This is a genomic window from Aquimarina algiphila (genome assembly GCF_947494415.1).
GTDB classification, from domain to species: Bacteria; Bacteroidota; Bacteroidia; order Flavobacteriales; family Flavobacteriaceae; genus Aquimarina; species Aquimarina algiphila.
Window position 1 is genome coordinate 99,017 of sequence record NZ_CANLVC010000013.1, and the last position, 24,881, is coordinate 123,897.

Below are 24,881 nucleotides of genomic sequence, written 5' to 3' on the forward strand. Positions count from 1 at the left end.
TGATAGTTAATAAATAATTGAGTTTATGTATAAAGATAAAATAATAGCATTCCCTTCTAAGAAGGAATACCCTGTTTATGCAGAAATGTATATGGATCATATAAAAAAGGATGGAAATCTTTTGACACAGTTATATGATAATTTTAATACTATCAAGAAATTTGTTGCTTCATTATCAGAAAAAGAATTGAATTATAAATATGCAGAGAATAAATGGTCAATAAAAGAAGTATTGGTTCATATTATAGATGACGAAAGAATTTATGGATATAGGGCACTTACTTTTGCTAGAAATGATAAAACCTCTCTCCCTGGATTTGAGGAGAAGGACTATACACGATATGCTGATACCTATACTAGGACGATAAAGAATATTATGCAGGAGTATGAGGCAGTTAGAATGTCTACAATAACACTCTTTAATGGCTTTTCTGACGATGCATTATTACGAATAGGTACCGCTAATAATAATAAAACTAGCGTGAGAGCATTAGGATATCATATAGCAGGACATGAATTGCACCACATTAATATCATAAAAGAAAGGTATTTAACAAAAAAAAATAAAGCATAACATTAAAAAAAGTGTTAAATTTAGGCTTGTTTAATACCCAAAATTATGCAGTCAAAGCACGCCCTTATCATTCTTTTGTTTTCTATAACAATATTCACAAGTTTTAAAAATACTCCTGATTATCAAGAGCCTACCGTAAAAAGCGAAAATGTAACTCCAAATAGTAATGACCCTGATGGATTGGTAGGGAAATGGATGATGGAAGGTGATCCCGAGACCTATATTGATCTACGCTCAAATGGTGCTGTCATAGAGAAATCTATAGGAGAACCATTAGAACGATATTGGTCTATAAAAGAAAAAAAACTCTGTTTAAAAGCAAGTTTAGCAAGTGATTCAGAAGTATGTATAGAATATGTGTTAGAACAAGATATACTTACCCTCACAATAAATAAAATGAGACTTCAGTATATAAGAGCAAAGAAATAGAATACTGGTATAAACTTTGTTATATAAGATATAGTATTAGTTCTGATATTCTTTTTTGATATACAAGAATGCCCAAAAACCTAAGGTTACCAAAAAAAAACTTAAATTTATACCCTTAATAAAATTTAAATTATGAAAAGATCCCAATCTATCACCGTAATTTCTGCAGTATTTCTATTAGCTATGTCTCTTACAAGTTTTTCAGGAAAACAAGATAATATAACTGTTAATACTGTGGAAACTCTTGAAATCCAGAAAACTTATGGATTAATAGGAACATGGACCCTGCATGGTGATCCAGAAATAGTACTTATATTTAAGCCTGATTTTACAGTTACAGAAAAATCAAAAGATCAGACAAAAGAAAGTAAATGGTCTGTAAATGAGATGGATAACGAGATTTGTATTGGAACTGCAAAATGTGTTTATTTTGAAGTTACAGAAATAGCTCTTTTTCTTGTTAACGGTGACAAAAGATTTATGTATACTAAATCAATGAAGAAATAATACATTCATATTTTTTACCTCACTTTTTTTAATATACACAGTATTGATTTTTATAATTTATACGAGGTATTGATCTTCTAAACTCCTTAAAAATTAGATTCGAATAGTTATAACTAGGTGTAAGGAATAATCTAAATGAATACATCTTTTTAGCATAGAAAAGGTAGTAGTTTCTCTGTTTCTATTTTTAAGGACATATTCTTTCTTGATTATATTTCAAGCATTTTACACTATATTTATTTCTACATTTTAAATTTCATAATGAACTTTTAAAATAATCAAAAATTATTTCTTAATAATCAAATAACTTTTACACAGCAGATAATCTGAGTTAAAACTATATGTATAGTCTACGGTTTATAAAGTAAAAGAGTAGATTAAAATAATAATATTAGATTGTCCAAATATCAAAAATGAGTTCGTTATAGTAGTGTGAAAAATAAATAAACAATTAAAAAAACAATCACATGAAAGAATTTATGTTCCTTTTTAGAGGAGGAGACGAAGTATGGAATACAAAGTCACCAGAAGAACAACAAGAACACATGCAACATTGGCAACAATGGATCGAAGGGATTGCCCAACAAGATAAATTTATTAGTGGAGAGCGCTTACATTATTATGGCAATACCGTTATGAACGATGGAAAAGTGATTGACCGTCCTTTAACAGAAGGCAAAGAATTGGTTGGTGGATATCTTAGAATAAAAGCCGATTCTTTAGATGAAGCTACTGAAATAGCTAAGGGTTGTCCTGGATTTGAATGGGACAATAAAGCAGTAGAGGTTCGCGAAATTTGGCCAGAAAACTAGAATAAAGGAAGTAATCAATTAAAATCGAACTTATGAAAGAGTTTATGTTTATTATCCGCGGTGGACAGGAAGAGTATAATGCCAATTCTCCAGAAGAAATGCAAAAGCATATGGAACATTGGCAAAGTTGGATGGGAGGGTTGGCAGAAAAGAATCAATTGATTGGAGGACAACCTCTAATGAATGAAGGAAAAACACTTACAGAAGCAGGTGAAAAAGTAATTGATCGACCATTTGCAGAAGGCAAAGAATTAGTAGGAGGATACTTGATTATTAAGGCAGACTCATTAGAATCGGCAGCTCTTATTGCCAAAGAATGTCCGAGTTTTGAATATAAGTGTAGTGTAGAGGTTCGTGAAATAAGCCCATTAGAATAGTTTTTTGAAAAAAAAGAACTCTATAGATCATACGTTAAACCATCTTTTTAGACAAGAGTCTGGAAAGATGGTTTCTGTATTGATTAAAATCTTTGGAACCGAAAACATCGAAATGGCAGAAGATGTAGTGCAAGATGCATTAGTTAAAGCTTTGGAAACATGGAAATATAGAGGAATGCCCGATAATCCAAGAGCATGGTTATATCGTACTGCAAAAAATAAAGCTATTGATATCATAAGACGTAATAAGCATAGTCGTGTTATTGATTTCTCAGATCCCCAGAAACAACTTTTAACATCAGGATACACTCTTACAACGACAATGAATAATTATTGGCAGGAGGAACATATTAAAGATGATTTCCTGGGAATGATGTACGCATGTTGCCATCCTGATATTTCTCAAGAGAATCAAATTACCTTTATCTTAAAATCATTATGCGGATTTAGTACCAAAGAAGTTGCAAAATCTTTTCTAACAAGTGAAGATACTATTTCAAAGCGTTTATATCGTACCAAAGAATTTTTTAGAAAACATAAAATAAAACCAAAAATCCCGGCTTCTGAACAAATCTCTTTAAGAACACATACGGTATTAAGTGCTATTTATTTGATGTTTAATGAAGGATATAACTCTACACATAACGATCAACTAATTCGTAAAGATTTAATCAGCCAGGCAATGTCACTTTGTAAGTCATTATTATCTGTAAAACGAACTCAGTTACCAGAAGTTTATGCTTTAATGGCTCTCATGTGTTTTCATACTGCTAGAATTAATAGTCGGCTTACAGAAAAAGGAGAACTGATTTTAATTACAAAACAAGATCGATCCAAATGGGATAAAGAATTTATAAATTCAGGACAGAAATATCTAAATAAAGCTGCTTTTGGAGAAGGATTAACCACGTATCATTTGGAAGCAGCAATCGCATATGAGCATTGCAATGCTAAAGAATATAAAGATACAGATTGGAATAAAATACTTGAGTATTATAAACTTTTGTTGAAGATAGGAAATGATCCTATTGTATTTTTAAACCAGTGCTTAGTTATTTTAGAACTGAAAGGGCCTAAAGAAGCCTTAATTGCTCTCAAAAATGTCGAAAACAATACAATGCTTAAAAAATATTATGTATATCACGCTACATTAGGAGAAATTCAACAACGTTTAGGACATAATACCAAAGCTATAGAACATTATCAAAAAGCAGTACAACTCACTCAATCAAAACCAGAAAAACAATTTCTAAAAGATAAAATTGCACATATTTTAAATTGAAAATGATCAGGATTTAAAACTATAATTCGATTGTTTCAGAAAATCTTTATACCTTTTCAGGATGATATAGTACCTGTTTTGATACTTTATATAAGATTAATTATTGGGTTTCACGGGAAACCGGGTAGTATAAATAGGAAATGTCATAGATATTTGTAAGCTTTTAAATGCGATATTTTACTTTTGATGATATAGACTTAATAGGACAAGTTTTATATGATTATTTTGTCAATGGTATAAAGTAACTAAATAACTAATCAACCTATGCCTGTTTTGTGACAACGGGGTATTTGGTAAATGAGAATACAATAATATGGGAGACAATCAAGATCAGATACATCAACTTCTGGAAAAACTTGAGATCTTACTAAAAAGACAACAAGATTTCTCAACACAAATACAAAATCTCAAAGATGAGATTTATCAATTAAAAACTTCATCCTTAGAGCAAAAAGAGGTAGAAACAGAAATTGTACCCGAGGTTTCACAAGTCATAGAAGTAGTCGATGAGGTAAAAGAAGAAAAAATCCCTGTTGTCGATACCATTAAAAAAGAAGAAGCGGTACAAGCAACAACAAAACCTTTATCAAACCCAGTATCAAAGGTCAATACTCCAAAAAAGAAATCTAATCTGGAAAAATTTATCGGAGAAAACCTTATCAATAAGATTGGTATAATAGTTATCATAATTGGTGTGGCAATAGGTGGTAAATATTCCATAGAGCATGATCTAATAAGCCCATTAACCAGAATTGTATTGGGATATTTAATGGGAGTAGGGCTTTTAGGAGTTGGTATGAAGCTTAAGAAAAAGTACAAAAACTTTAGTGCTGTATTGGTGAGTGGTGCCATGGCTATTATGTATTTTATAACTTTTTTAGCGTATAATCTATATGGTCTCATTCCGCAAACACTTACGTTTGTACTTATGTTACTATTTACCGCATTTACCGTAGTAACAGCATTACATTATAATAAACAGATTATTGCTCATATAGGATTGGTAGGAGCGTATGCTGTTCCATTTTTGTTAAGTGATGGTTCTGGCAGAGTGGTAATACTTTTTAGTTATATGGCTATAATTAATGCGGGGATACTAGCTATAGCGATAAAAAAGTACTGGAAAGCTTTATCGTTCTCATCCTTTTTCCTTACCTGGATTATTTTCTTTACATGGTATGTCGGACAATATGATATTGAAGAACATTTTACGCTTGGTTTATTATTTTTATTTATCTTTTTTATAACATTTTATCTGATGTTCCTCATATATAAACTGAGAAAAAAAGAAAGCTTTCGGACTAGCGATGTTATTTTACAATTAAGTAATTCATTTGTTTTTTATGGCATTGGTTTTTCAATGTTAAAAGACCATGAGACAGGAGAACAATTACTTGGAGTTTTTACCTTAGGAAATGCAGTGGTTCATTTTGTAGTTAGTGTTATTATTTACAGATTAAAGTTGGCTGACCGTAACCTGTTTTATTTTGTGTCAGGAATGGTGCTTATTTTTATTACAATAGCTTTTCCTGTACAATTAGATGGAAATTGGGTGACATTATTATGGGCAGGTGAGGCTGCATTATTGTTTTGGATAGGGCGTACTAAAAAAGTGCCTATTTATGAAATTTTATCCTATCCATTATGGGGATTAACTTTTTTTAGCCTTATTCACGATTGGTCAATGGGATACTATAGATATGAACCTACGTCTGAAACTGCATTAACACCGGGTCTTAATATTTATTTAATGACATCAGTATTGTGTGTTTTATCTTTTGGATTTATCTATTGGACTCATCGGAAAGAAAAACTTTCTTTCCCTTGGCCTAAACAATCCTGGTTATATACAATGCTTACCATAGGACTTGCATTATTATTGATATGTACAAGTTATTTTTCATTCTGGATAGAAATAGATAATTATTGGAATCAAGCTCGTTTGGAGACACAACAATTACTTTTTTCACAAGATAGTAATACTTATGAGTACACTATAGTATCAAATATTAGAAACTTTGGATCTATATGGCTAATTAACTATACCCTGTTTTTCCTTGTCTTGTTATCTTTTGTAAATATTAAAAAAATCAAAAATAATATTTTCGGATATATTACTATTGGATTTATGATGCTTGCGCTCTTTGTTTTTTTAACCAGAGGGTTGTATGTATTAAGTGAATTTAGAATGGCTTATCTCGAGTTAAAAGATACAGAATTTAGTGTTGGACTATGGTCTTATCAAGGAATACGATATGTGTCATTCTTATTTATAGGAGTGTTTTTATATACTTTCTATATCTATGTACGTCAAAAATTTCTGGATAGGACTTTTAAAATTGCTTTTGAGATTATATTACATGGTACGTTACTTTGGATAGTAAGTAGTGAATTAGTTCACTGGCTCGATCTTGCAAATTATGCAGGAACATATAAGTTAGGATTAAGTATTCTATGGGGAGTATATGCCCTGCTACTTATAGTTTTGGGAATCTGGAAAAGAAAAAAATATTTACGTGTCCTGGCGATCATACTTTTTGGAATTACACTTATAAAACTATTCTTCTATGATATTTCGCATTTAGGCACTATTGCAAAGACTGTCGTGTTCTTGTCTTTGGGGATACTTCTTTTGGTAATTTCATTCTTGTATAATAAATACAAACACATTATTACAGATGAGACCGATATTAATACACAACAATCAGATGAAGAATAACATTAAGGTTTTTATATATACGATTTTATTAGGATGTTCTATTACATATGCACAAATGCAAGATTACTCTTATAAGAGTAAATTGACCGGCGTTAAAGATGTTTGGCATTCTATAGCTTTACCTGATGAGGTGTTTAGTAAAGTTTCTCCCGATCTTTCAGACGTTAGAGTTTTTGGAATTACTTCTAAAAATGATACTATAGAAGCTCCTTATATTTTGAGATTAAAAAATGAAAAAGTATCAAGAGAGAGAATCCCGTTTACCATTTTAAATACAACCTATAATGATAAAGGGTCATATATTACTATGGAAGTCCCTACAAAACGATCTATCAATCAGATAACTCTTAATTTTAAGAAATCTAATTTTGATTGGCTTGTTACACTCGAAGGGAGTCAGGATCGTAAAGAATGGTTTACAATTACTGAAGATTATCGTATACTTTCTATTAAAAATGAGCTTACTAATTATAAGTTTACTACGCTACAATTTCCTAAAGCACAGTATAAATATTTTAGAATATTAGTAAAAAGTAACCAAAAACCAATTTTACAGTCTTCTGAAGTTATTAAATATGAAAAGAAAGAAGCAAGCTATCGTAATTATGAAATAACAAATTTTAATATCCAGAATCCAAAGGATACCAAGCAAACAATTATAGATGTAAAACTACAGAAAAAGGTACCTGTAAGCTACATTTATGTTGAGGTACAAGATACTTTTGATTACTATCGACCAATATCTATCCGATATGTTACAGATAGTATTCAAAATCCTAAAGGAGAATGGATATTTCGATATCGCGAACTCAATAGAGGGATACTCAACTCAATCGAAAGTAACGGTTTTGTAAACAAAAGTACTATTGCACAAAAACTTAGAATTGTAGTTGATAACCATGATAATCAACCACTAAAAATTAGCAAAGTAAAGGTGAAAGGATACCAGCATGAACTAGTTACACGTTTCACCGATTCTGCTGCATATTATTTGGTTTACGGAAATAATAAAGTAGAAAAACCCTTTTATGATCTCAATTATGTCACCACTAAATTACCAGAAGGAATAACAACTATATCTCCAGGAGTAGCTCAGACCATCAATTATGAAGAATCATCAGGAGTAGAACCTTTATTTACTAATAAAATATGGTTGTGGGCTATAATGTTGATTGTCATTTTACTACTAGGAGGGTTTACACTATCCATGATCAAAAAAAGTAAATAATACTATTTGACAAAACGTATTCTTTAATTCATCTATACTATTAGAAATACGATTTTTTAATGTGCTTATGGAAACCCGTAAGTAATTTTTAAAATTATTATTTATGTTAGCAATCTCACACCCTCAATAAATTTTTAGGTCGCCAATATGTATTGTTTTATCTATTAAACAATATTGTATTTGTTTTACAGAATACTTTGATATAGTAAGATAGTTACTATTTCAAAATAAGTAAAATAAGAAATTGATCAATAGAATAAGATGAATGAAAGTTTGAGGTTATAGGCTTTAATCAACCAGAATTAAGAATATATCCTTAAATATCTAAGTGTAAGTTTGTAAAGAATAGTTGTAATGATGGCTCAATTATTATCCATATTTAATGTTTTGTTTTCTAAAAATCAGCAAGAAAATCTAGTACATGATGATAGTAGAATATTTTTAACATCTACTCATACTACCTCAGGTAGGATATTAATGATAGAAGAAGAAGCATATGCAGTTTGGGCATATTTATTAAATCCAGATAAAGAAAGTATTGATTTTGATGGTTTTTTATGCGCTGTAGTGGATCCATTGTCTTCTGATATTCATCCGTATGAAATTACAAAAGGAAGAAGAGACGCGCCATTACCTGCAACATTTGCCAATAAATATAGCTATATCAAAAATCTAAAGAAAAAAGATATCAGGGTGCATTGGGAAAAAGAATGTGCAACTATCTCTATAAAGAAAAAAAAATACTTAGTTATGGATATCAACGCCAAGACAAGTTATTCAAAAGCATTAGTAAAGGATTGCACCTATGGAAAACATTTAGAATCCTAAATTAACAAGAGATTAGTATCCAAACAAGACATGATTTTCTTTTCCTAATGAGCGTACATCTTAGGTTTCTCTAAACGACATTATTACTTCGATCAAATACAAATACTTACCTTTTTACAGGATGTCGAGAATGACATATAACTTAGAGATATGATCATGTCGTTCAGCAAAAAAAATGTTTTTATACGTTTTATGAGTTTATATTAGAGGATAACACCAAAATAAACAATCGTAAAACAAAGAGTATGAACAAAAACTATGGCTATCTAAATAAATGTACATTTCTAATTTTTACAATCATCTTACTTAATGGTTATTCTTTTAGTATAGAAGCCCAATCTTTAGAAAAACAGGAGCCTATTGTTTTTGGTGTTAAAGACAGTATATATTCTAAAGTTTTAAAGGAACAAAGAGAGATCTGGATACATGTTCCTCAAAATGAAGGAAACATACTATTCGAAAAAAGTATATATCCCGTTGTGTACCTATTAGATGGAGATGCCCATTTTTATTCAGTAACCGGTATGATTAAGCAATTAAGCTCTGTTAATGGCAACCGAATTTGTCCAGAAATGATTGTGGTAGGAATTCCAAATACCGATAGAAACAGGGATTTATCTCCTACAAGGATGGAAAATCGAAGAAATTCAGGAGGAGGAGAGGCTTTTACTTCTTTTCTAAAAGATGAACTCATGCCATATATAGAAAGTAAGTATCCAACAAAACCTTATCGAACGCTTATAGGACATTCTCTGGGAGGATTGATGGTAATAAATACCTTAATTAATCACCAAGAACTTTTTAATAATTATATAGCGATTGATCCAAGTCTTTGGTGGGATGATCAGAAAATTCTAAAACAATCGATTAAAGCTTTAGAGAATAAAAAATTTGATAAAAAATCATTATATGTTTCTATAGCCAACACAATGAAAAAGGGAATGGATACTATTAGAATAATGAAAGATACCTCAAGAAGTGCAGAACATATTAGATCCATTTTTAAATTCAAAAATAATGCTTTATCAAACAGCAAAAACAAATTAAACTTTAAGTGGAAATACTATGAAAAAGAAACCCATGGCAGTGTACCATTAATTTCTGAATATGATGCATTACGTTTTTTATTTCCTTGGTATGAGTTTAAAGGATTCCAAGAATTTTTTAATTCTGAGTTAACCGTTACAGCAAGTGATTTTATTAATCGTATTACAAAACACTATGATAATATGTCGAATCATTTTGGTTATACCGTGACTCCCGATGAATCATTAATCAATCAATTTGGGTATAGTTTTATAGGAGATACGGCTAATTCTAAAACTCATGAAATTTCCTATGCTTTTTTTAAGCTTAATATCAAGAACTATCCAAAAAGTGCCAATGTATATGATTCTATGGGGGATTATTACAAAACTCAATCAGATACAATCAAGGCCATCCAAATGTTTGAAAAGGCATATGCAATTGGAAAGAGTCGGTTTACCAAAAGCAAATTAGAAAAATTAAAAGCAAAAAAAACGAATTGAAGTCTTCATAGCTAGAGATCGCCAATTAAATAATTAGTTTTTACAATAATTAAAAAAATAGATGATATGAAGAGGATAAGCATCATATTATTCCTGTGTATTACTGTGACTAGTGCTCAACAAAATGTACAAGAAAAGTATTTTAGGCATTTAAGATATAACCATGTATCACCTCATGTAGAATTAAAAGGGATTCATGAAATAAATTTTCAAGAAGCACAACAAACATCGCACTATGTATTTAGATATAACAAAGTAAATCAACTGAAAGAGATCATTAATTATCACTATCACGATCAGCGCAGACATCCTTTGTCAACCATTGGGGTATACAGAACAGTTTTTAGGTATACAGATACTTCAGAAGTCCGCATTTTTTTCGATAAAAAAGGAGATCGAATGATGAATGATAGACAGGTGTATAAAGAGCAATATACATTTGATAAAAAGAAGTTTAAGTACAAATTAAATTTTTATGATCTCGATGATAACCCAATGGAGTCTAATTGGAAAATAGCGAGATATCAATGGAGTAAAAACAGAAAAATGGTTATAGAAAAAAGATATAACCTAAAAAATAGACATGTCAATATCTCACCTTACTTTGATTTTGGAATAACAGGGATTTTATACCAAAAAGATGGAGCTCCAAAAGGGAATTATAATCTTAATGAACAATTAGAAATTCAAGAAAATGATGTTGGAGTGGCTTCATATCAAGATGTATATGATGATATAGGAAATCATATTCAGTATTCGTATCATGATAAAAATGATAAGTTAGTAAAAAACCAATGGGGATTTGCAATAGGAAAAAATGATTATGATAACATCGGAAATAATACTAAAAGATCCACTTTTGATGAAAATAACAATTTAATAGATACCCGGGATTTGCCATCTAATAGGATTATTGAAGTGGCTTCTGCTGCTGGTAAAAAAGATACCTTGGAGATTAAAGAAAAAGCATTAGGGTACCTGATCGCTCTACAGGAATTAAAACCTGACCTAATGAAAAGTGTGTTTCATGAGGATTTAGCTAAAAGAACATTGGGGTATGATCCCAAAGAAAAACAACAAATAATAAGAGAGACCAGTTATAAACAAATGGTAAAATTTGCCGAATCATGGAATCAGTCAGGTGTTAAATTTCCTCCAAAACCAAACAACAAAGTCATTATCCTGGATATTTATAATCATGTTGCCAGTGTCAAACTTATATCTGATAATTGGGTCGAGTATTTACATCTGATTTATATAAATGATAATTGGCAGATTATAAATCTACTATGGCAACATAAAGATGTCCGAAAGTATAAAATGAAAGAGTAAATAGAAACAAGTTTTATTAGTTAATACAAATAATAGAAGTTATCAGAAATATGAAAAAAATGATCTTGTTAGCAGTTTTAGGAATTTTATCTAATACACTTCATAGTCAAATTGAGCAGACAAAAAAGGAAGAATTAGATTCATTAAGAAATGAATTGGAAGTCCTTTTTATGAAAGATCAAACGTTTAGAAGAATTTATATAGAGGCAGAAAAGAAACTAGGTAAAAATTCTAATGAAATGGAATACTTCTGGGAAGTTGTCGAATCCCAAGATAAGGTTCTGGAAATACAAGTGATTAAAATAATTGAAAAATACGGTTGGTTAGGAATATCTCAAGTAGGGAAGTTGGCCAATACTGCTATATGGGCAGTTTTACAGCACGGTTCGGTTGAATCAAAAGAAAAATACTCTCCTTTGTTAAAAGAATCTGTTCTAAAAAAGGAATCACAACCTATGCATTATGCCAGACTCGTAGATAGGATGTTGATCAATGCCGATAAGCCACAAATATATGGTACTCAATATAAGTATGATTCGAAAGGGAAAGGAACTTTTTTTACAGTAGAGCAACCAGAATACATTAATCAAAGAAGAAGAAAATTAGGACTCAAAACTATCCAGGAGTTTGCTAAACAAGTAGGTATTGAATGGAGTGTTTCTCAAAAGAAATAAGTAACTAGTTTCAAAATTTTTTTCTGGATAAGTAATTTTTTCTAAAACCTTGCTGAGAACTAATGATTTATGAAATTGTATAAACTATGAAAAAAATAAACCTAGTAGTTATAGCAGTTTTTTTTACTATAACCATATCATTTGGTCAGGAAAAACGGCATAATCAATATCTTATAAAGGTGTTAGACACGATTTATCATTTAGATCAAGATCCTATAGATGAAGCTAGAAGACTAAGGGAAAAATATGGGCTTGAATCAGAAGAAGTCAAAAAACAGAATAAAATATTTCTAAAAAATCAAATGATTACTTTACCCAAAGTAATGAATATTATTGATACTTATGGTTGGTTAGGAACTGATATTATTGGCGAACAAGGTAATACTACACTTTTTTTAGTAATTCAACATGCAGATTTAGATACTCAGGTAAAATATCTGCCAGTCATGAGGGAAGCAGCGAAAAAAGGGAATGTATACCCTAGAAATTTAGCATACCTAGAAGATAGGGTAGCGTCAAAACAAGGAAAACTTCAGATATATGGTAGTCAGGTAAAGTATTATCCAGAAACCAAGGTTTTTGATGTTTGGCCAATAGTAGATCCTATGAATGTAGATGAAAGAAGGAAATCAGTCGGATTAGGACCACTTGCAGCCCATTTGAAGACTAGATTTAAATTAGATTGGGATCTTAAAAAACAGCTCAAAAGAACTGCTGATTTTAAGGTGAACAGATAAAATTATACTAAGAAACATATAGTAATCTTCATTTAACTTATGAATGCCAGAATATTAATATTGAGCTGTATCAGAAAAATATAATAAGTAAGTCCCAGTTCTTTCTATTTCCAAGCCTTTTTTCCGGTTTGATAGATTTTTTCTAGAGCTTCATCTCGATATATCCGTCCGATTGGAATTATATTATCTTCTATTTCAATAACGTTTCCTTGGATTCCTTTTGCATGGTGAAAATTAATTATAAAAGATTTATGTACCTGTATAAATTGAGAAGAAGGCAATAATTCTAACATTCCAGAAAGTGTTTGATATGTAACAAAAAATCTATCTTTTAGAACCACTTTGATATAATCTTTTAAACTTTCGATAAATAAAATATCTGTGTAGTTTACCTTAATTTTTTTATTATCAACTTTAAAGAAAGCAGCATCAGTACTATCACTTGTTTTTTGAACATGATTAATCTGTTGTCTTACTTTTTCGATAGCTTGTACAAAACGGTAAAAAGGAATTGGTTTTACAAGATAATCAATGGCATTAAGTTCGAATCCTTCTACCGCATAGTGACGATGGGCGGTAGTGAAAATAACTTTAGGAGATGAAGAGATCGCTTTTAGAAAATTAATCCCATCTAGCATAGGCATTTGTATGTCTAGAAAAATTAGATCAATGGTTTCTGTACTAAGAAATTCAATAGCAGAGAGCGCATCATCAAACTTTCCAACTTCTGATAAAAAATCTAATCTATTGATATAATCAGAAATTACATCTTGAGCCAAAGGTTCATCATCAATAATAATACATTTTATAGTACTCATCAGTTATATAATTGAATGCGAAGGTCTACATAGAATTTGTGGTTACGCTCTTCTAATCTAAAGGTATGCCTTTGAGGGTAAATAATCTCTAATCTTTTAGATAAATTTTGTACTCCAATACCATGCTTAGTATTATCTTTTTTCGAATTAGCCACAGGATTGATGGTTTTAATACATAAACCTCCTTTGTTGAATGCTATTTTTATATATATATCAACATCTCCTCTTTCATTTAGCGAACAATGTTTGAAAGCATTTTCAACTACAGGAATTAATATAAGGGGAGTTATCATAATGTTATTAAAATCACCGTCCATTTCCATTTTCAGATGAAGTCGATTTCCGAAACGTAATTTTTCTAATTCGATGTAATCATTAAGATGCTGTATCTCTTTTTCTAAAGAAATCTTGTCTTCTGCACCTTCATATAAAGTATAAGATAATAGATTCGATAATTGTAGCAGAGCTTCTGGAGTTTTTTTTGATCCTTTTAATGATAATGAATATAGATTATTTAAGGTGTTAAAAAGAAAATGAGGATTAACCTGAGACCTTAGAAAGTTTAATTCGCTAGTTTTTTGTTCGTTTTGAACTTTTTCTAATCTAATCTTATTTTCATAATAATCTCGTAAAATTTTTATTGCGGTTGGAGGACCAAACCATAATAATATGGATCTGGCTAAACTTAATATTCTGGAAAATGAAAGATAATCATTAGGGAGATCAGATACGTTTAACAAAACAGGATAGATAAAATAGTATTGAGATAGTCTAACCAATAATGCGTTTATGAGTAAAAGAGGAATGAAAATTAAAAAATAAGGTAAGTAACGTTTATTACCGATATACTTGGGCCACAAATAATACATATGTACATAATAGAATGGAATTTCTATAAGACATCCTAAATAATTATAAAAAGCCTTAGTGAAAGGAATACCATACATCACATCCATTAATACCCATATCAGTAAATAGAATATCCAAAATAGAATATGTTTTAAGATTCGGTTTTTAAAAAAAAAGCTAGTAATCATAGTATGTATAAAGCATAATGGGATTCTTGGTAAATACTAGTTGTAATATCGCAAAAGTAAGGGGATTAGACTATTATTTTCTCTCAACTACATTTTTTACTCGATGAACTAAAATGAATGCAAATGAATTTTGAGTTTCATCTGGTATAGTAGCATCTTTATAAAAATGCTATAAATAATTACATAATGATGTATAATCACCAACATATAAAAAAATAATTCTGCGTTTTATGACCGTAAGCAGTTTTTATTTCATTATCTAAGAAAAAACTATATTTGCCACTGAGTTATAATTGTAATTATAGCTTAACGTAAACCACTTTTTAAAAACGGAGTATGTTTTAAACGTACTCCGTTTTTTGTTTTGTAGCGATGATTCTATTTTATAAATTAAATAATGAGGTGAAAAGATGAGGTGTTTCAGGAAGCTAAAATTGTAAGTAAAATTCATTTAATTATATAGATTAATCTACCATCCATATGATCTGCGGTACGACCATAAGCGATTAATGATGCTCCGATGGTCCACCGGTTAGCAATACGATACCAAAGTGAATACCGTTGATACATCCAATTATCTTGTATGTTTCTAGGACGAGTTATATAAAATCCAAATTGTTGTAAGAAATAGAAATTTCCTACCGAGAAATGATGCCCTGCTGTAACAGCAGAGGAAAAAGAAGAATCATCTAGTTGACGCTGTTGCACCTGTTTACGATCAGACCAATCATACCAAAATTCTGTACCAAGATTAAAACCATTGATCCCAGAAAGTGGTTTTAAAGCACCTGCAGAAATACCAAAAAGAGGGTGGTTAGTAGATTCAGCTTCGCGATCTGCAGATCTTAAGCTAGCGAATGCTCCTAAGTAGTAACTCCAGGAACGACTAAATTGTTTTAATTCTGCGGGTTTTGGTTGAGGTGAGGTATAATCAATTATTCGATCTACTCCTATAGAAAGCGTAGGGAAATTCATTCCTTTGTTAGGTTGTTTTTGTCCTCCGTTAGAAATATGATTATAATTTCCAGATAGGTTGATCGCATATTTATCATTGATATGATAATTAAGCGTTAAGGACAAAGCTAGATAAAAGCTAAAATGTGTACTAAAAAGGACATTGTCAGGATTCGATTCTTCATCAAAAATAGTATCCAGATATGTTGCTCCTATTGATCCTCTTAAAGAAAGTTTTAAAGGTCCACGATATATAAAATAGGGTTCTACAAAATAATTTAGATTATAAGAGTTACCTAAAACTTCTGGATTAGCATAATTGAAATATGCAAAAGAAAATCCGCTTCTTCCATAACAAAAACAAGTTTTCCAAGCCTTATCACTTGTTCGTAGCTTGCTCATTTCTATCTGAAATCCATAAGGATTAGTTTGCGAAATCGGTTTTAGATCTGGAGTATGCGCAATAATAAAACCATAGTGAGATTTTACACCATAAAATTTAGAGTTTACCTGTGCAAATAGCACCTGAGATAAACAAAAAAATACTAATAATCCTATAATTCGATACATCAATATAAAGATACGTTACCATTCGTATAATATTGAATATTAGTTATCTTATTTTTTTAATCAAATAGTTATTAATACTATAGATTTATTTAGACATTATTAGCTGTAAGGTTGCTTAGTTTTTTATAAATATAATCAATGTTAATATTGATGATTTTTACAAATAACCTATATTATAAAAAATATTAAAAATTTAGATATTACTTGACTTAATAATGAATCTTATGAATGTAGAATATGATATAGTTCTAACATGGGGTGGTCTTATTTTAGTTTTAGAATTCGTAGTCGTTCTATATTTTAATAAACATAAAATACAATATTGGTCATTACTGCAAAATAAAAAAAGAATTGAAGCCGCTAATTGTATTGTAGAGAGAGATCATATTTATTTCCCGAAAGGTTACTATTTTAAGTTCGGTTATTTAAAAAATAAAGATAAGTTACCTTTTTCGGTTATTAATGAAATAAGGACCAATACATTCCCAATTACTGCAAGGATAAATACAAATGAAATAGTATTTCTCTTAGGTTTGGATGAAGAAAAATGTATCCAACTTAAAGATCAAGCTAATATAATTTTAACTAATCCAATGGATAACTGGTCATTGATATGCGAAGAATTCCTGGATACAGAATGTAGTGTTGAACTTAAGGAAAGAATACTACAGCGGTTAGAGAAAAACGGAATTCATCCAAATGAGGTTGCTCAAATCAAAAAACATATTGCTTCAAGAATGTTGTTTCGAACCTTTATTTCATGGGAATGGCAATATTATGGACAATTTGATGTACTTAAAGCGTTATGGTTTTTGAATTCAAAAAAATACTGGTGGACCATGGATATTGCTCTAAGAACTCATAAAAAACAATAAAAGCGAGTAAACTACAAAAGTATACTCACTTTTAAACGGGGATTATGTTTTTTACATCAAACTATACTGGATGTTCTTTTTATTGTTTTACCATTTTAGTAATTATTTGCGAACCATCATTTCCTTCAAGATTAACCAAGTAAATTCCAGGTCTGTATCCACTAATACTAATATTTATTTCCTCTCCAGAAGTATAGTTAAACCTTCCAACGATTTTGCCTCCAACGCTATATATTTCCCCTTGATAGGTGACGGCGCCTTTGGCTGTTGAATTAATTGTAAAGCTATTGGGAGTTGGATTAGGATAGATTATAAAAGTTTCCTTTTCGACAATAGGAGTTGGTTCGATAGGCGTTTCTTTTGTGTTTAAGGTGGCTTCAAACATTCCGCGACCATGTGTTGCAGCAACAATTTTGGCGTCAGATTTTCGTATGGCAATCATGTCGGTTCTCACATTGGCCAAAGTCTCATTTTTAGGAAACCATTCGACATCTTCTGATTTTATATCGTCGGTAGACCATACCCCAATCTCAGTAGCTAACCATACTTCATCACTATTAAAAGGGTTAAAAAGTCCCCATCGTATGGGCATATCAGGGAGATTACTTTCTTTTTCAATCCAGGAAATTCCTCCATCGTTAGTGTACCAAACAGAACTAATCCCATAGTTAGAAAAAGTGACTAAAATTTCCTCTTCATTTTCCCCTAAATCGATACTGGATATATTAGCAGGGGGAAATAAGTCGCTTCCAATTTCTATTGTACTTGGAGTATCACTTTGCGCATTTGTAGTTTTAAAGAGTTTCCCCGATTGGGTTCCGATAAATAACGTAGAAGTACGTGTTTTATCATATGGAGACACTTTTATACTAGAATATGGTACAGTGGATCCAGTGTTTAAAGGTGTAAATTTTGAAGTAATTTCGCTTCCTTTTATCTCTATTCGTAGAAGCTCATCAATATGTTGGTTATCTGTAGAGGTTATTGCACCACCAAGCCCCATCCCATTTGCAAAAAGCGTATTGGTTATGGAATTATAATCCGCGGCATTAATAAAAGTACCACTAAGTGCATTTACAAACTCAGAAGTTGCTCCTGCATCTCTAGAAACAATATATTGGTTGTGATACACTGAAGTTATCACAATATTAGGCTCATTAATATCTACAAACGCAAATGCTCCATCACCTCCACTTACCATATCGTTTACATCAATAGGTGATCCATCATATCGTAAAGTACCATTATCTTGTGTCCCTCCATAATAAGAATTAAACCCTTTGTTTGGGTGAATTCCAACAGTGTAATATTGTACAGTATTTAATCCTTTATTGACTTCAACAAAAGAAGGAAATACATTTGCAAGGTTTCCAATTTCGGCTACGTTGGAAGAAGTGATATCATTTGAATAAAATACCCCTCCGTCTGTAGAAATAAATACTTCATCAGAAGAACCGGGTCTATACATGATAGTATGATGATCGGCATGAACAAACTCAGGGTAAAACTCTTGATTAGGTATCCAATAGGACATAGATTGCCATTTTAATCCTGTAGTTTCTGTATTGTCAGCTGTATCAGTTCCCGTTAATTTAAAAGAATTAAACCCTCCAAGCATAATTGTATTTTCATCATTAGCATCTACCCCTAAGGCCATTGCATGCCAGGTAAGTGATCCCCAACGTCCCCAACCTAAATTAAGACTTGGTCCTGCAAATTCTGACCAGGTTGCACCAGCATCAAAAGACTGTAAGAGAATACAAAGACTACTAGAATCTCTAATAAAACCAGAAGGAAATTTAAATCCGCCGCTAATCACTGCATATACTCTATTAGAATTAGAAGGAGCAACTGCAAATTTTATTCTTCCCGGATATATGTTGTTCATTGGATCAAACTTGTCATTAGCAAAAGAATCATTGATGGTCCAGTTTATGCCATCTAAAGAACTTAATATCACTCCAGCACCATTTTCGTCGGTATTTCTCATCGAACCGACAAGTAATTTCCCGCCTGCTATTTCTTCTATATCTGATGGGGCATAAGGAGTTGTATCTCCAATAATATTTGGTAATACCTGAGTCCAAGTTTGTCCCCCATCAATAGATCTATATAGTCCGTTCGTAGTATTGGATCCTTGTAATTCACCTTTATAAGTCCCAGATACAACAGCCGCATATACTACATTGATACCAGCTTCATTTCTTATCAAGATATCATTAACATAAGCAAAATCTGTGCTAGATGGTATAAGTTGCCACGTCTCACCATGATCTGTAGATTTCCATATACCAGTACCCTTACCAGACGATTCTCTATAGATATTTACAGCGGTATAGGATTCACCGGTTCCAACATACATAATGTCGTTATTGTCAGGATCAAAAGCAATAGCGCCTACAGCAAGATTTTCAAAGAACCCTGAAGCATTTTCCCAAGAAGAAGCAGGGTTTGTAGCATCATTATTAAACCAAAGTCCACCCGTAACTGATCCTGCCCAAATTTTCTTATGAGTGGCATCAGAGGGGTCAAATACAATTTTTCGTACTCTACCTGCTATATTAGCTGGTACATTTTCCCATTGTATATCATCCTTTCCATCCTTTTTTATCATCTTACTTTTAAGTGCTTGTGCTTTGGTAAATTGATATGATTTTAACAAACGTTCCTTAGGTACGTTTCGGGTATTGGGATCTAAAGTAGTAAGATATTCATGCAGAGCTGCATAATCAGGTTTGCCAGGCTTTTTGCTATTTAATTCACCTTTTTCTAGATATGCCTTTTGGTAAGTATCTACAATAAAACTTTCATGAGATGTTCTGTCATCTTTGGATAAACTAGAGTGTAACAACAACCCGAATACTACAAATGTAAAAACTAGTGTTGTTATGCGATAGTACGTTGTTTGTTTTTTCATTTTACAATTGAATGTTGTTGAGTTAAATTATTGAAAATAAGATAATTGTGTTTTTGGTATTGTAAAATTACGAAAAGATATCTAAAATCATTTCTTTTGATTGATAGGCTTCCGATTTAAGTGTGGTATTTAAATACCTTAGACTAAAATAAGTGAATAAAAACCGATATAACAACTCAGTGTATTGGTATCGAATAGAATAAGATCGAAAAGATCTGAAAAAACGGTAGTTGCCATTAATTTAACACACTTCCACTGTTACCGAATTGTGAACCAATTACATTTTTCACAATTTATTTTTTTAACTCTCATTTACGGTTGGCCCATGTGTTAATTGAGAGCAATGGTACTCGGTGTTTTTTCAGATCTTTCGATTATTTATGCAGCAAGCTCCCCATTGCCTGCTGATTCTTTGCCCGTTTCGATTGCCCCCCATTTTGAATTTGTATTAAATTTAATCGTTACAGGACTTTCATGTCTAAGGGTTTCAAGGATAGATTGTAATTCGGCCTCATGAAAATATATATTCAAATTGCCATTGTTATGTTTTGTATTTTGTGGTAAAGTATTTCCGTCTTTTATAATACCAAGATATCCAAGGTATTCCTGATTCTCACCGTAGAGATATACAAATCCCATTTGGTACCCGCCGCCGCCAGCATAATTGCTTACAATTTGAAGACTAAAACGCTCTACTTTATATGAAATTAGCATTACTTAAGTTTTTAAAAATGAGTTAGATGATTTGTTACTTCAAAAGTAGTCTATAAACTATTATTGTGGTAGAGGGAAAACACGGAATTTGTACAGGGGATATTGCCCCTATACATTTTTTGACTTGATTTCTATTGAACAATATGTTTACGTTAATTGAATAATTAAAATGATTTTGAAAGATAAAACCCTAAAGAATTTCCTGAAAATTCCGGAGCTACTGTCATTCCATTTAATTTTTTAAAAGGATTCCACGAGATAAGATGTTCAAAATGATAAACTAGTTTTACAGATAATATTCCTATTCCCGCTCCTACCAGAACATCAGATAGATAATGCATATTGTTAAGCATTCTTAAAGTTCCTGTAGTAATAGCAAAAAAATACCCACTATACGCCAAAAGGGGATTAGTATCCTTAAATTCTTCGTATAATACTGTAGCTGTTGTAAAAGCCGTGGTTGTATGACCCGATGGGAAAGAGTTAGAATTGGTAGAATCCCCAGGTCTTTTTTTATAAACTTCTTTTTTTAATAATGCTGTGGTACCATTGCTTATAATAGAAGATAGAATGAGATTTTTTGTTTGATCAAACCAATGATTTCTTGATCGTACTCCCAGTATGTCTGCAGTATATAATTGGACAACCGGAGCATACCTGGTATAATCATCTATATTTAAATAAAAGTCATCGCCTACCATTTTTCTTAAATCTGTTTGAAGCGATTTTTCAAAATCACTTGTGGATAAAAGAAATCCTGTCGTAATAAGAGTAATTGGAATAATTCTTTTGGTAAATAAACTATTTTCTTGGTTAAGTTCTATTTGGCCAAAGTTAGCAAGACGAGTACTTGTAATCGGGACATCAGTAAACTGAGCATTTATAACATTGATATATAGCAATATCAATGCTAGAGGAAACATTTTTTTCATAGTATTTTTTTGGGGCTGTAGGTAATTTTTGAAATGATATATCAAGAAGTACCTTATGAAATATACTATATATGTGCTAAAAAAATGTTAAAAACATATATTTTGTTAATAAATAATTAACAAATGTTACAAACTTCGAAAAGAATACGTTTTGCATTCTAATCGAATGTATAATTTGATAATTATGATGCATTCTTTTTTTAAATTATAAAGATGAAAATAAAATTGTATCCTCCTAGTATTCTTTAAAAAAGACGTATATTTGCACGCAATTAAATTTTAATTGCGATGACAGCACACGAATCCAAAATCGTTGGAGAAGGTTTAACCTATGACGACGTTCTTTTAGTTCCAGCATTCTCTGAAGTTCTTCCTAGAGAAGTAAGCATCAGGACTAAATTCACAAAAAATATAATACTTAATGTTCCAATCGTTTCTGCAGCGATGGATACTGTTACAGAGAGTCGTATGGCTATTGCTATGGCTCAGGAAGGAGGTATTGGTGTATTGCATAAAAATATGACAATCGAGGAGCAGGCAATTAAAGTTCGTAAGGTAAAACGAGCAGAGAGCGGGATGATCATAGATCCAGTAACGCTACCAAGAGATGCAAAAGTAATTGATGCCAAGAATAATATGCGCGAGCATAGTATTGGAGGAATCCCGATTATAGATGATAATAATAAGTTGATTGGTATTGTTACGAATAGGGATCTTCGTTTCGAAAAGAATGATCAACGCCCAATATCTGAAGTGATGACCAGTGAAAACCTAGTTACTGTTGCAGAAGGTACATCACTTCAACAAGCAGAAGTTATTCTACAAAATAATAAAATTGAAAAATTACCAGTAGTAGATAAAGAGAATACTTTGGTAGGTCTGATCACATTTAGAGATATTACCAAACTAACACTTAAACCAATGGCGAATAAGGACGAATTTGGACGTCTGCGTGTTGCTGCAGCTATTGGTGTTACAGGAGATGCTGTTGAACGTGCAGAAGCCTTGGTTAAATCTGGTGTGGATGCTGTGGTCATTGATACCGCTCATGGTCATACTAAAGGAGTAGTAACTGTATTAAAGCAGGTAAAAGAAAAGTTTCCAAAATTAGAAGTTATAGTAGGTAATATTGCTACTGCTGAGGCGGCAAAATATTTGGTAGAAGCAGGGGCTGATGCGGTTAAAGTTGGAATAGGACCGGGGTCTATTTGTACAACTAGAGTAGTAGCTGGTGTAGGATTTCCACAGTTCTCCGCGGTTCTAGAAGTGGCTAATGCAATAAAAGGATCAGGTGTTCCTGTAATCGCTGATGGAGGAATTAGATATACAGGAGATATCCCTAAGGCTATTGCTGCTGGTGCTGATACTGTAATGCTAGGTTCTCTCTTAGCAGGTACTAAAGAGTCTCCTGGAGAAACTGTTATTTATGAGGGAAGAAAATACAAGACATATCGTGGTATGGGCTCTGTAGAAGCTATGAAGAAAGGGTCTAAAGATAGATATTTTCAAGATGTTGAAGATGATATTAAAAAATTAGTTCCGGAAGGAATTGTAGGACAAGTGCCATATAAAGGGGATCTTATTGAAAGTATCCATCAGTTTATAGGCGGATTACGAGCGGGTATGGGGTATTGTGGAGCAAAAGATATTGCAACATTACAAGATAAAGGACGTTTTGTTAAAATTACAGCAAGTGGTATTCATGAAAGTCATCCTCATGATGTTACAATAACTAAAGAAGCTCCTAATTATAGTAGACGATAAAATTTTAGGTGTACGTTACTTTAAAGTATAAAAAAAACGCATCAATTATTGATGCGTTTTTTTATAAATAAAATCCTGAGATTATTTTTTTGCTTCTTCTATTTTGATTCCCAATTTTGTCATTACCTTTTTAGTAAGATCATAATTAGAGTCTATATACGCTAAGCCACTACTTGTAATAGTAAATACTTGAGTATATTTTTCTGCTTTAGCAATTTCTTCTAGAGCTTTTCCTATTTTCTCATATAAAGGTTGTAATAATCTATTTTGTTCTAATTGAACAAGCTTAGCCCCATTTTGACGAATTTTTGCGATATCATTTTCTAAGGTAATAATTTCGTCTTGTTTTGTTTTTTTCATTGGCTCTGTAAAAGAAGCAACTTTTTCCTGATAATCTTTTACTTTGGCTTGATACTCATCAATCTTAAGTTTTAATTCTGCTTCTATTTTACCATTATATGCTTTTAAATCCTCTTGAACTTTTGTAAGTTCTGGCATTTGAGAAAGAATATATTCTGAGTCTATTGTTCCGGTCTTAGCCTGGGCGTTGATTTGAAAACTAGCAACCAAAACTAAGATTAATGTTATTACTTTTTTCATCTTATTTTTTATTTTCTGATTTTAAAATTCTTGCAAATATATAAGGTCTTAGACAATATACGTGCCATGAATTATATTTTTTAAAAATCTATTCTTCATATAGTTGTCCGCGGTGAGGTTTTAATGCATCTCTAACAGTTTTCATCTCAGAATCCGTTACTACCATATATGCTATACTATGCATGTCATTAAGTTCTTGACAACCTGTTATGTTGAGAGATATCTTTTCTAAAGAAATATATTCTTTAAGATGAATTTCATGATGTTGCGCAGTCTTACTTGCAGTAGATCCCCTAAAATCCCAAATTAATTTCAGTTTTCGTTCCATAATGTGTTCTTAGTTTTTTAACTATAGTCCGTCCTATGTTAGCTTTAAATTGTAGAGCCTGCTATTTCGTTGTTTAAATCCTAATTTCGAATATAAATGTATAGCTGCTTTTTTTTCATTTTCTGTAAATAGATAAATTTCAGTAAGTCCTTTTTCTTTTCCAGTACTGATTAATTTTTGAATTAACTTTTCACCGATTCCCTGACCTCTGTAATCCAAATCTACAACCACATCTTCAATCCAACCTTTATGTCCAGAAATTACTTTGTAAGAGCATAATGAAGCAATTCCGACTATTTTTTTATTTAGTGTATAGCAAGCAAAAATTAGAGAGTCGTTTGTTT

Annotated in this window: 24 protein-coding genes; 15 read left to right on the top strand and 9 right to left on the bottom strand. The window is 31.4% G+C overall.

The window, feature by feature from the left end:
• Positions 1-25 precede the first annotated feature (25 nt).
• The 13 genes from PQF96_RS27415 (at position 26) to PQF96_RS27475 (ending at position 13,028) form a co-directional block, all read left to right on the top strand.
• Positions 26-574 carry a DinB family protein gene (locus PQF96_RS27415; protein ID WP_271770191.1) on the top strand — a complete coding sequence of 183 codons (549 nt, stop codon included), beginning with the start codon at positions 26-28 and terminating at the stop codon, positions 572-574.
• Positions 575-619: 45 nt separating this feature from the next.
• Positions 620-1,003, top strand: coding sequence for a hypothetical protein (locus tag PQF96_RS27420; RefSeq protein WP_271770192.1), 384 nt, complete (start codon positions 620-622; stop codon positions 1,001-1,003).
• 132 nt (positions 1,004-1,135) lie between these two features.
• Positions 1,136-1,510: a hypothetical protein gene (locus PQF96_RS27425; RefSeq protein ID WP_271770194.1), complete on the top strand. Its 375-nt coding sequence runs from the start codon at positions 1,136-1,138 to the stop codon at positions 1,508-1,510.
• A gap of 467 nt (positions 1,511-1,977) precedes the next feature.
• Complete coding sequence (locus PQF96_RS27430; RefSeq protein WP_109438048.1) at positions 1,978-2,322, top strand: YciI family protein; 345 nt, start codon at positions 1,978-1,980, stop codon at positions 2,320-2,322.
• A gap of 32 nt (positions 2,323-2,354) precedes the next feature.
• Positions 2,355-2,699 (top strand): YciI family protein, encoded by a 345-nt coding sequence (locus PQF96_RS27435; RefSeq protein WP_109438049.1) that lies wholly within the window; start codon positions 2,355-2,357, stop codon positions 2,697-2,699.
• A 4-nt stretch (positions 2,700-2,703) separates the two neighbouring features.
• The gene (locus PQF96_RS27440; protein WP_160114291.1) at positions 2,704-3,981 is read left to right on the top strand and encodes an RNA polymerase sigma factor; all 1,278 of its coding nucleotides are present in this window, start codon (positions 2,704-2,706) and stop codon (positions 3,979-3,981) included.
• A gap of 313 nt (positions 3,982-4,294) precedes the next feature.
• Complete coding sequence (locus PQF96_RS27445) at positions 4,295-6,700, top strand: DUF2339 domain-containing protein (protein ID WP_271770197.1); 2,406 nt, start codon at positions 4,295-4,297, stop codon at positions 6,698-6,700.
• A complete protein-coding gene (locus PQF96_RS27450; protein WP_109438052.1) occupies positions 6,690-7,928 on the top strand; it encodes a DUF3999 family protein in 1,239 nt (412 codons plus the stop codon). The genes PQF96_RS27445 and PQF96_RS27450 overlap by 11 nt, the downstream gene beginning before the upstream one ends.
• Positions 7,929-8,282: 354 nt before the next feature.
• Positions 8,283-8,756, top strand: coding sequence for a hypothetical protein (locus PQF96_RS27455; RefSeq protein ID WP_160114292.1), 474 nt, complete (start codon positions 8,283-8,285; stop codon positions 8,754-8,756).
• Positions 8,757-9,001: 245 nt separating this feature from the next.
• A complete protein-coding gene (locus PQF96_RS27460; RefSeq protein WP_271770200.1) occupies positions 9,002-10,285 on the top strand; it encodes an alpha/beta hydrolase in 1,284 nt (427 codons plus the stop codon).
• Between the two features lie 66 nt (positions 10,286-10,351).
• A complete protein-coding gene (locus PQF96_RS27465; RefSeq protein ID WP_271770202.1) occupies positions 10,352-11,617 on the top strand; it encodes a nuclear transport factor 2 family protein in 1,266 nt (421 codons plus the stop codon).
• 50 nt (positions 11,618-11,667) lie between these two features.
• Positions 11,668-12,291, top strand: a complete 624-nt coding sequence (locus tag PQF96_RS27470; RefSeq protein ID WP_271770204.1) for a DUF6624 domain-containing protein — start codon at positions 11,668-11,670, stop codon at positions 12,289-12,291.
• 86 nt (positions 12,292-12,377) lie between these two features.
• On the top strand, positions 12,378-13,028 hold the full coding sequence (locus PQF96_RS27475) for a DUF6624 domain-containing protein (RefSeq protein ID WP_271770206.1): 651 nt from the start codon (positions 12,378-12,380) through the stop codon (positions 13,026-13,028).
• Between the two features lie 104 nt (positions 13,029-13,132).
• Here PQF96_RS27475 and PQF96_RS27480 read toward each other — a convergent pair whose 3' ends face one another.
• The 3 genes from PQF96_RS27480 to PQF96_RS27490 form a co-directional block, all read right to left on the bottom strand.
• Positions 13,133-13,846 (bottom strand): LytR/AlgR family response regulator transcription factor, encoded by a 714-nt coding sequence (locus PQF96_RS27480; protein ID WP_271770208.1) that lies wholly within the window; start codon positions 13,844-13,846, stop codon positions 13,133-13,135.
• Positions 13,846-14,883, bottom strand: coding sequence for a sensor histidine kinase (locus PQF96_RS27485; protein WP_271770210.1), 1,038 nt, complete (start codon positions 14,881-14,883; stop codon positions 13,846-13,848). Before PQF96_RS27485 ends, PQF96_RS27480 begins: the two co-directional genes overlap by 1 nt.
• 447 nt (positions 14,884-15,330) lie before the next feature.
• The gene (locus PQF96_RS27490) at positions 15,331-16,407 is read right to left on the bottom strand and encodes an acyloxyacyl hydrolase (protein ID WP_109438060.1); all 1,077 of its coding nucleotides are present in this window, start codon (positions 16,405-16,407) and stop codon (positions 15,331-15,333) included.
• A 224-nt stretch (positions 16,408-16,631) separates the two neighbouring features.
• On the opposite strand from PQF96_RS27490, the gene PQF96_RS27495 reads away from it, so the two are divergent.
• On the top strand, positions 16,632-17,282 hold the full coding sequence (locus PQF96_RS27495) for a hypothetical protein (RefSeq protein WP_271770212.1): 651 nt from the start codon (positions 16,632-16,634) through the stop codon (positions 17,280-17,282).
• Between the two features lie 79 nt (positions 17,283-17,361).
• Here PQF96_RS27495 and PQF96_RS27500 read toward each other — a convergent pair whose 3' ends face one another.
• From PQF96_RS27500 to PQF96_RS27510, 3 genes are all read right to left on the bottom strand, one after another.
• A complete protein-coding gene (locus tag PQF96_RS27500; RefSeq protein ID WP_271770213.1) occupies positions 17,362-20,199 on the bottom strand; it encodes a T9SS type A sorting domain-containing protein in 2,838 nt (945 codons plus the stop codon).
• A gap of 378 nt (positions 20,200-20,577) precedes the next feature.
• The gene (locus tag PQF96_RS27505) at positions 20,578-20,913 is read right to left on the bottom strand and encodes a hypothetical protein (protein ID WP_109438063.1); all 336 of its coding nucleotides are present in this window, start codon (positions 20,911-20,913) and stop codon (positions 20,578-20,580) included.
• A 164-nt stretch (positions 20,914-21,077) separates the two neighbouring features.
• Complete coding sequence (locus PQF96_RS27510; RefSeq protein WP_271770215.1) at positions 21,078-21,845, bottom strand: phosphatase PAP2 family protein; 768 nt, start codon at positions 21,843-21,845, stop codon at positions 21,078-21,080.
• A gap of 288 nt (positions 21,846-22,133) precedes the next feature.
• Here PQF96_RS27510 and guaB point away from each other — a divergent pair, with 288 nt between their 5' ends.
• Positions 22,134-23,609: an IMP dehydrogenase gene (gene guaB, locus PQF96_RS27515; RefSeq protein ID WP_271770217.1), complete on the top strand. Its 1,476-nt coding sequence runs from the start codon at positions 22,134-22,136 to the stop codon at positions 23,607-23,609.
• An 81-nt stretch (positions 23,610-23,690) separates the two neighbouring features.
• Here guaB and PQF96_RS27520 read toward each other — a convergent pair whose 3' ends face one another.
• The 3 genes from PQF96_RS27520 to PQF96_RS27530 form a co-directional block, all read right to left on the bottom strand.
• Positions 23,691-24,209 (bottom strand): OmpH family outer membrane protein, encoded by a 519-nt coding sequence (locus PQF96_RS27520; protein ID WP_109438066.1) that lies wholly within the window; start codon positions 24,207-24,209, stop codon positions 23,691-23,693.
• 88 nt (positions 24,210-24,297) lie between these two features.
• Positions 24,298-24,537 carry a hypothetical protein gene (locus PQF96_RS27525; protein ID WP_109438067.1) on the bottom strand — a complete coding sequence of 80 codons (240 nt, stop codon included), beginning with the start codon at positions 24,535-24,537 and terminating at the stop codon, positions 24,298-24,300.
• 33 nt (positions 24,538-24,570) lie between these two features.
• A partial coding sequence (locus PQF96_RS27530) for a GNAT family N-acetyltransferase (protein ID WP_271770219.1) occupies positions 24,571-24,881 on the bottom strand: 311 nt, incomplete at its 5' end.

Excerpts from the sequence above, each read along its gene's own strand:
- PQF96_RS27465 (WP_271770202.1), top strand. The coding sequence starts at position 10,352 with ATGAAGAGGATAAGCATCATATTATTCCTGTGTATTACTGTGACTAGT.
- PQF96_RS27450 (WP_109438052.1), top strand. The coding sequence starts at position 6,690 with ATGAAGAATAACATTAAGGTTTTTATATATACGATTTTATTAGGATGT.
- PQF96_RS27525 (WP_109438067.1), bottom strand. The coding sequence starts at position 24,537 with ATGGAACGAAAACTGAAATTAATTTGGGATTTTAGGGGATCTACTGCA.
- PQF96_RS27420 (WP_271770192.1), top strand. The coding sequence starts at position 620 with ATGCAGTCAAAGCACGCCCTTATCATTCTTTTGTTTTCTATAACAATA.
- PQF96_RS27485 (WP_271770210.1), bottom strand. The coding sequence starts at position 14,883 with ATGATTACTAGCTTTTTTTTTAAAAACCGAATCTTAAAACATATTCTA.
- PQF96_RS27520 (WP_109438066.1), bottom strand. The coding sequence starts at position 24,209 with ATGAAAAAAGTAATAACATTAATCTTAGTTTTGGTTGCTAGTTTTCAA.
- PQF96_RS27470 (WP_271770204.1), top strand. The coding sequence starts at position 11,668 with ATGAAAAAAATGATCTTGTTAGCAGTTTTAGGAATTTTATCTAATACA.
- PQF96_RS27430 (WP_109438048.1), top strand. The coding sequence starts at position 1,978 with ATGAAAGAATTTATGTTCCTTTTTAGAGGAGGAGACGAAGTATGGAAT.
- PQF96_RS27455 (WP_160114292.1), top strand. The coding sequence starts at position 8,283 with ATGATGGCTCAATTATTATCCATATTTAATGTTTTGTTTTCTAAAAAT.
- PQF96_RS27490 (WP_109438060.1), bottom strand. The coding sequence starts at position 16,407 with ATGTATCGAATTATAGGATTATTAGTATTTTTTTGTTTATCTCAGGTG.
- PQF96_RS27480 (WP_271770208.1), bottom strand. The coding sequence starts at position 13,846 with ATGAGTACTATAAAATGTATTATTATTGATGATGAACCTTTGGCTCAA.
- PQF96_RS27435 (WP_109438049.1), top strand. The coding sequence starts at position 2,355 with ATGAAAGAGTTTATGTTTATTATCCGCGGTGGACAGGAAGAGTATAAT.
- PQF96_RS27510 (WP_271770215.1), bottom strand. The coding sequence starts at position 21,845 with ATGAAAAAAATGTTTCCTCTAGCATTGATATTGCTATATATCAATGTT.
- PQF96_RS27415 (WP_271770191.1), top strand. The coding sequence starts at position 26 with ATGTATAAAGATAAAATAATAGCATTCCCTTCTAAGAAGGAATACCCT.
- PQF96_RS27475 (WP_271770206.1), top strand. The coding sequence starts at position 12,378 with ATGAAAAAAATAAACCTAGTAGTTATAGCAGTTTTTTTTACTATAACC.
- PQF96_RS27505 (WP_109438063.1), bottom strand. The coding sequence starts at position 20,913 with ATGCTAATTTCATATAAAGTAGAGCGTTTTAGTCTTCAAATTGTAAGC.
- PQF96_RS27495 (WP_271770212.1), top strand. The coding sequence starts at position 16,632 with ATGAATGTAGAATATGATATAGTTCTAACATGGGGTGGTCTTATTTTA.
- PQF96_RS27500 (WP_271770213.1), bottom strand. The coding sequence starts at position 20,199 with ATGAAAAAACAAACAACGTACTATCGCATAACAACACTAGTTTTTACA.
- PQF96_RS27425 (WP_271770194.1), top strand. The coding sequence starts at position 1,136 with ATGAAAAGATCCCAATCTATCACCGTAATTTCTGCAGTATTTCTATTA.
- PQF96_RS27460 (WP_271770200.1), top strand. The coding sequence starts at position 9,002 with ATGAACAAAAACTATGGCTATCTAAATAAATGTACATTTCTAATTTTT.
- PQF96_RS27445 (WP_271770197.1), top strand. The coding sequence starts at position 4,295 with ATGGGAGACAATCAAGATCAGATACATCAACTTCTGGAAAAACTTGAG.
- guaB (WP_271770217.1), top strand. The coding sequence starts at position 22,134 with ATGACAGCACACGAATCCAAAATCGTTGGAGAAGGTTTAACCTATGAC.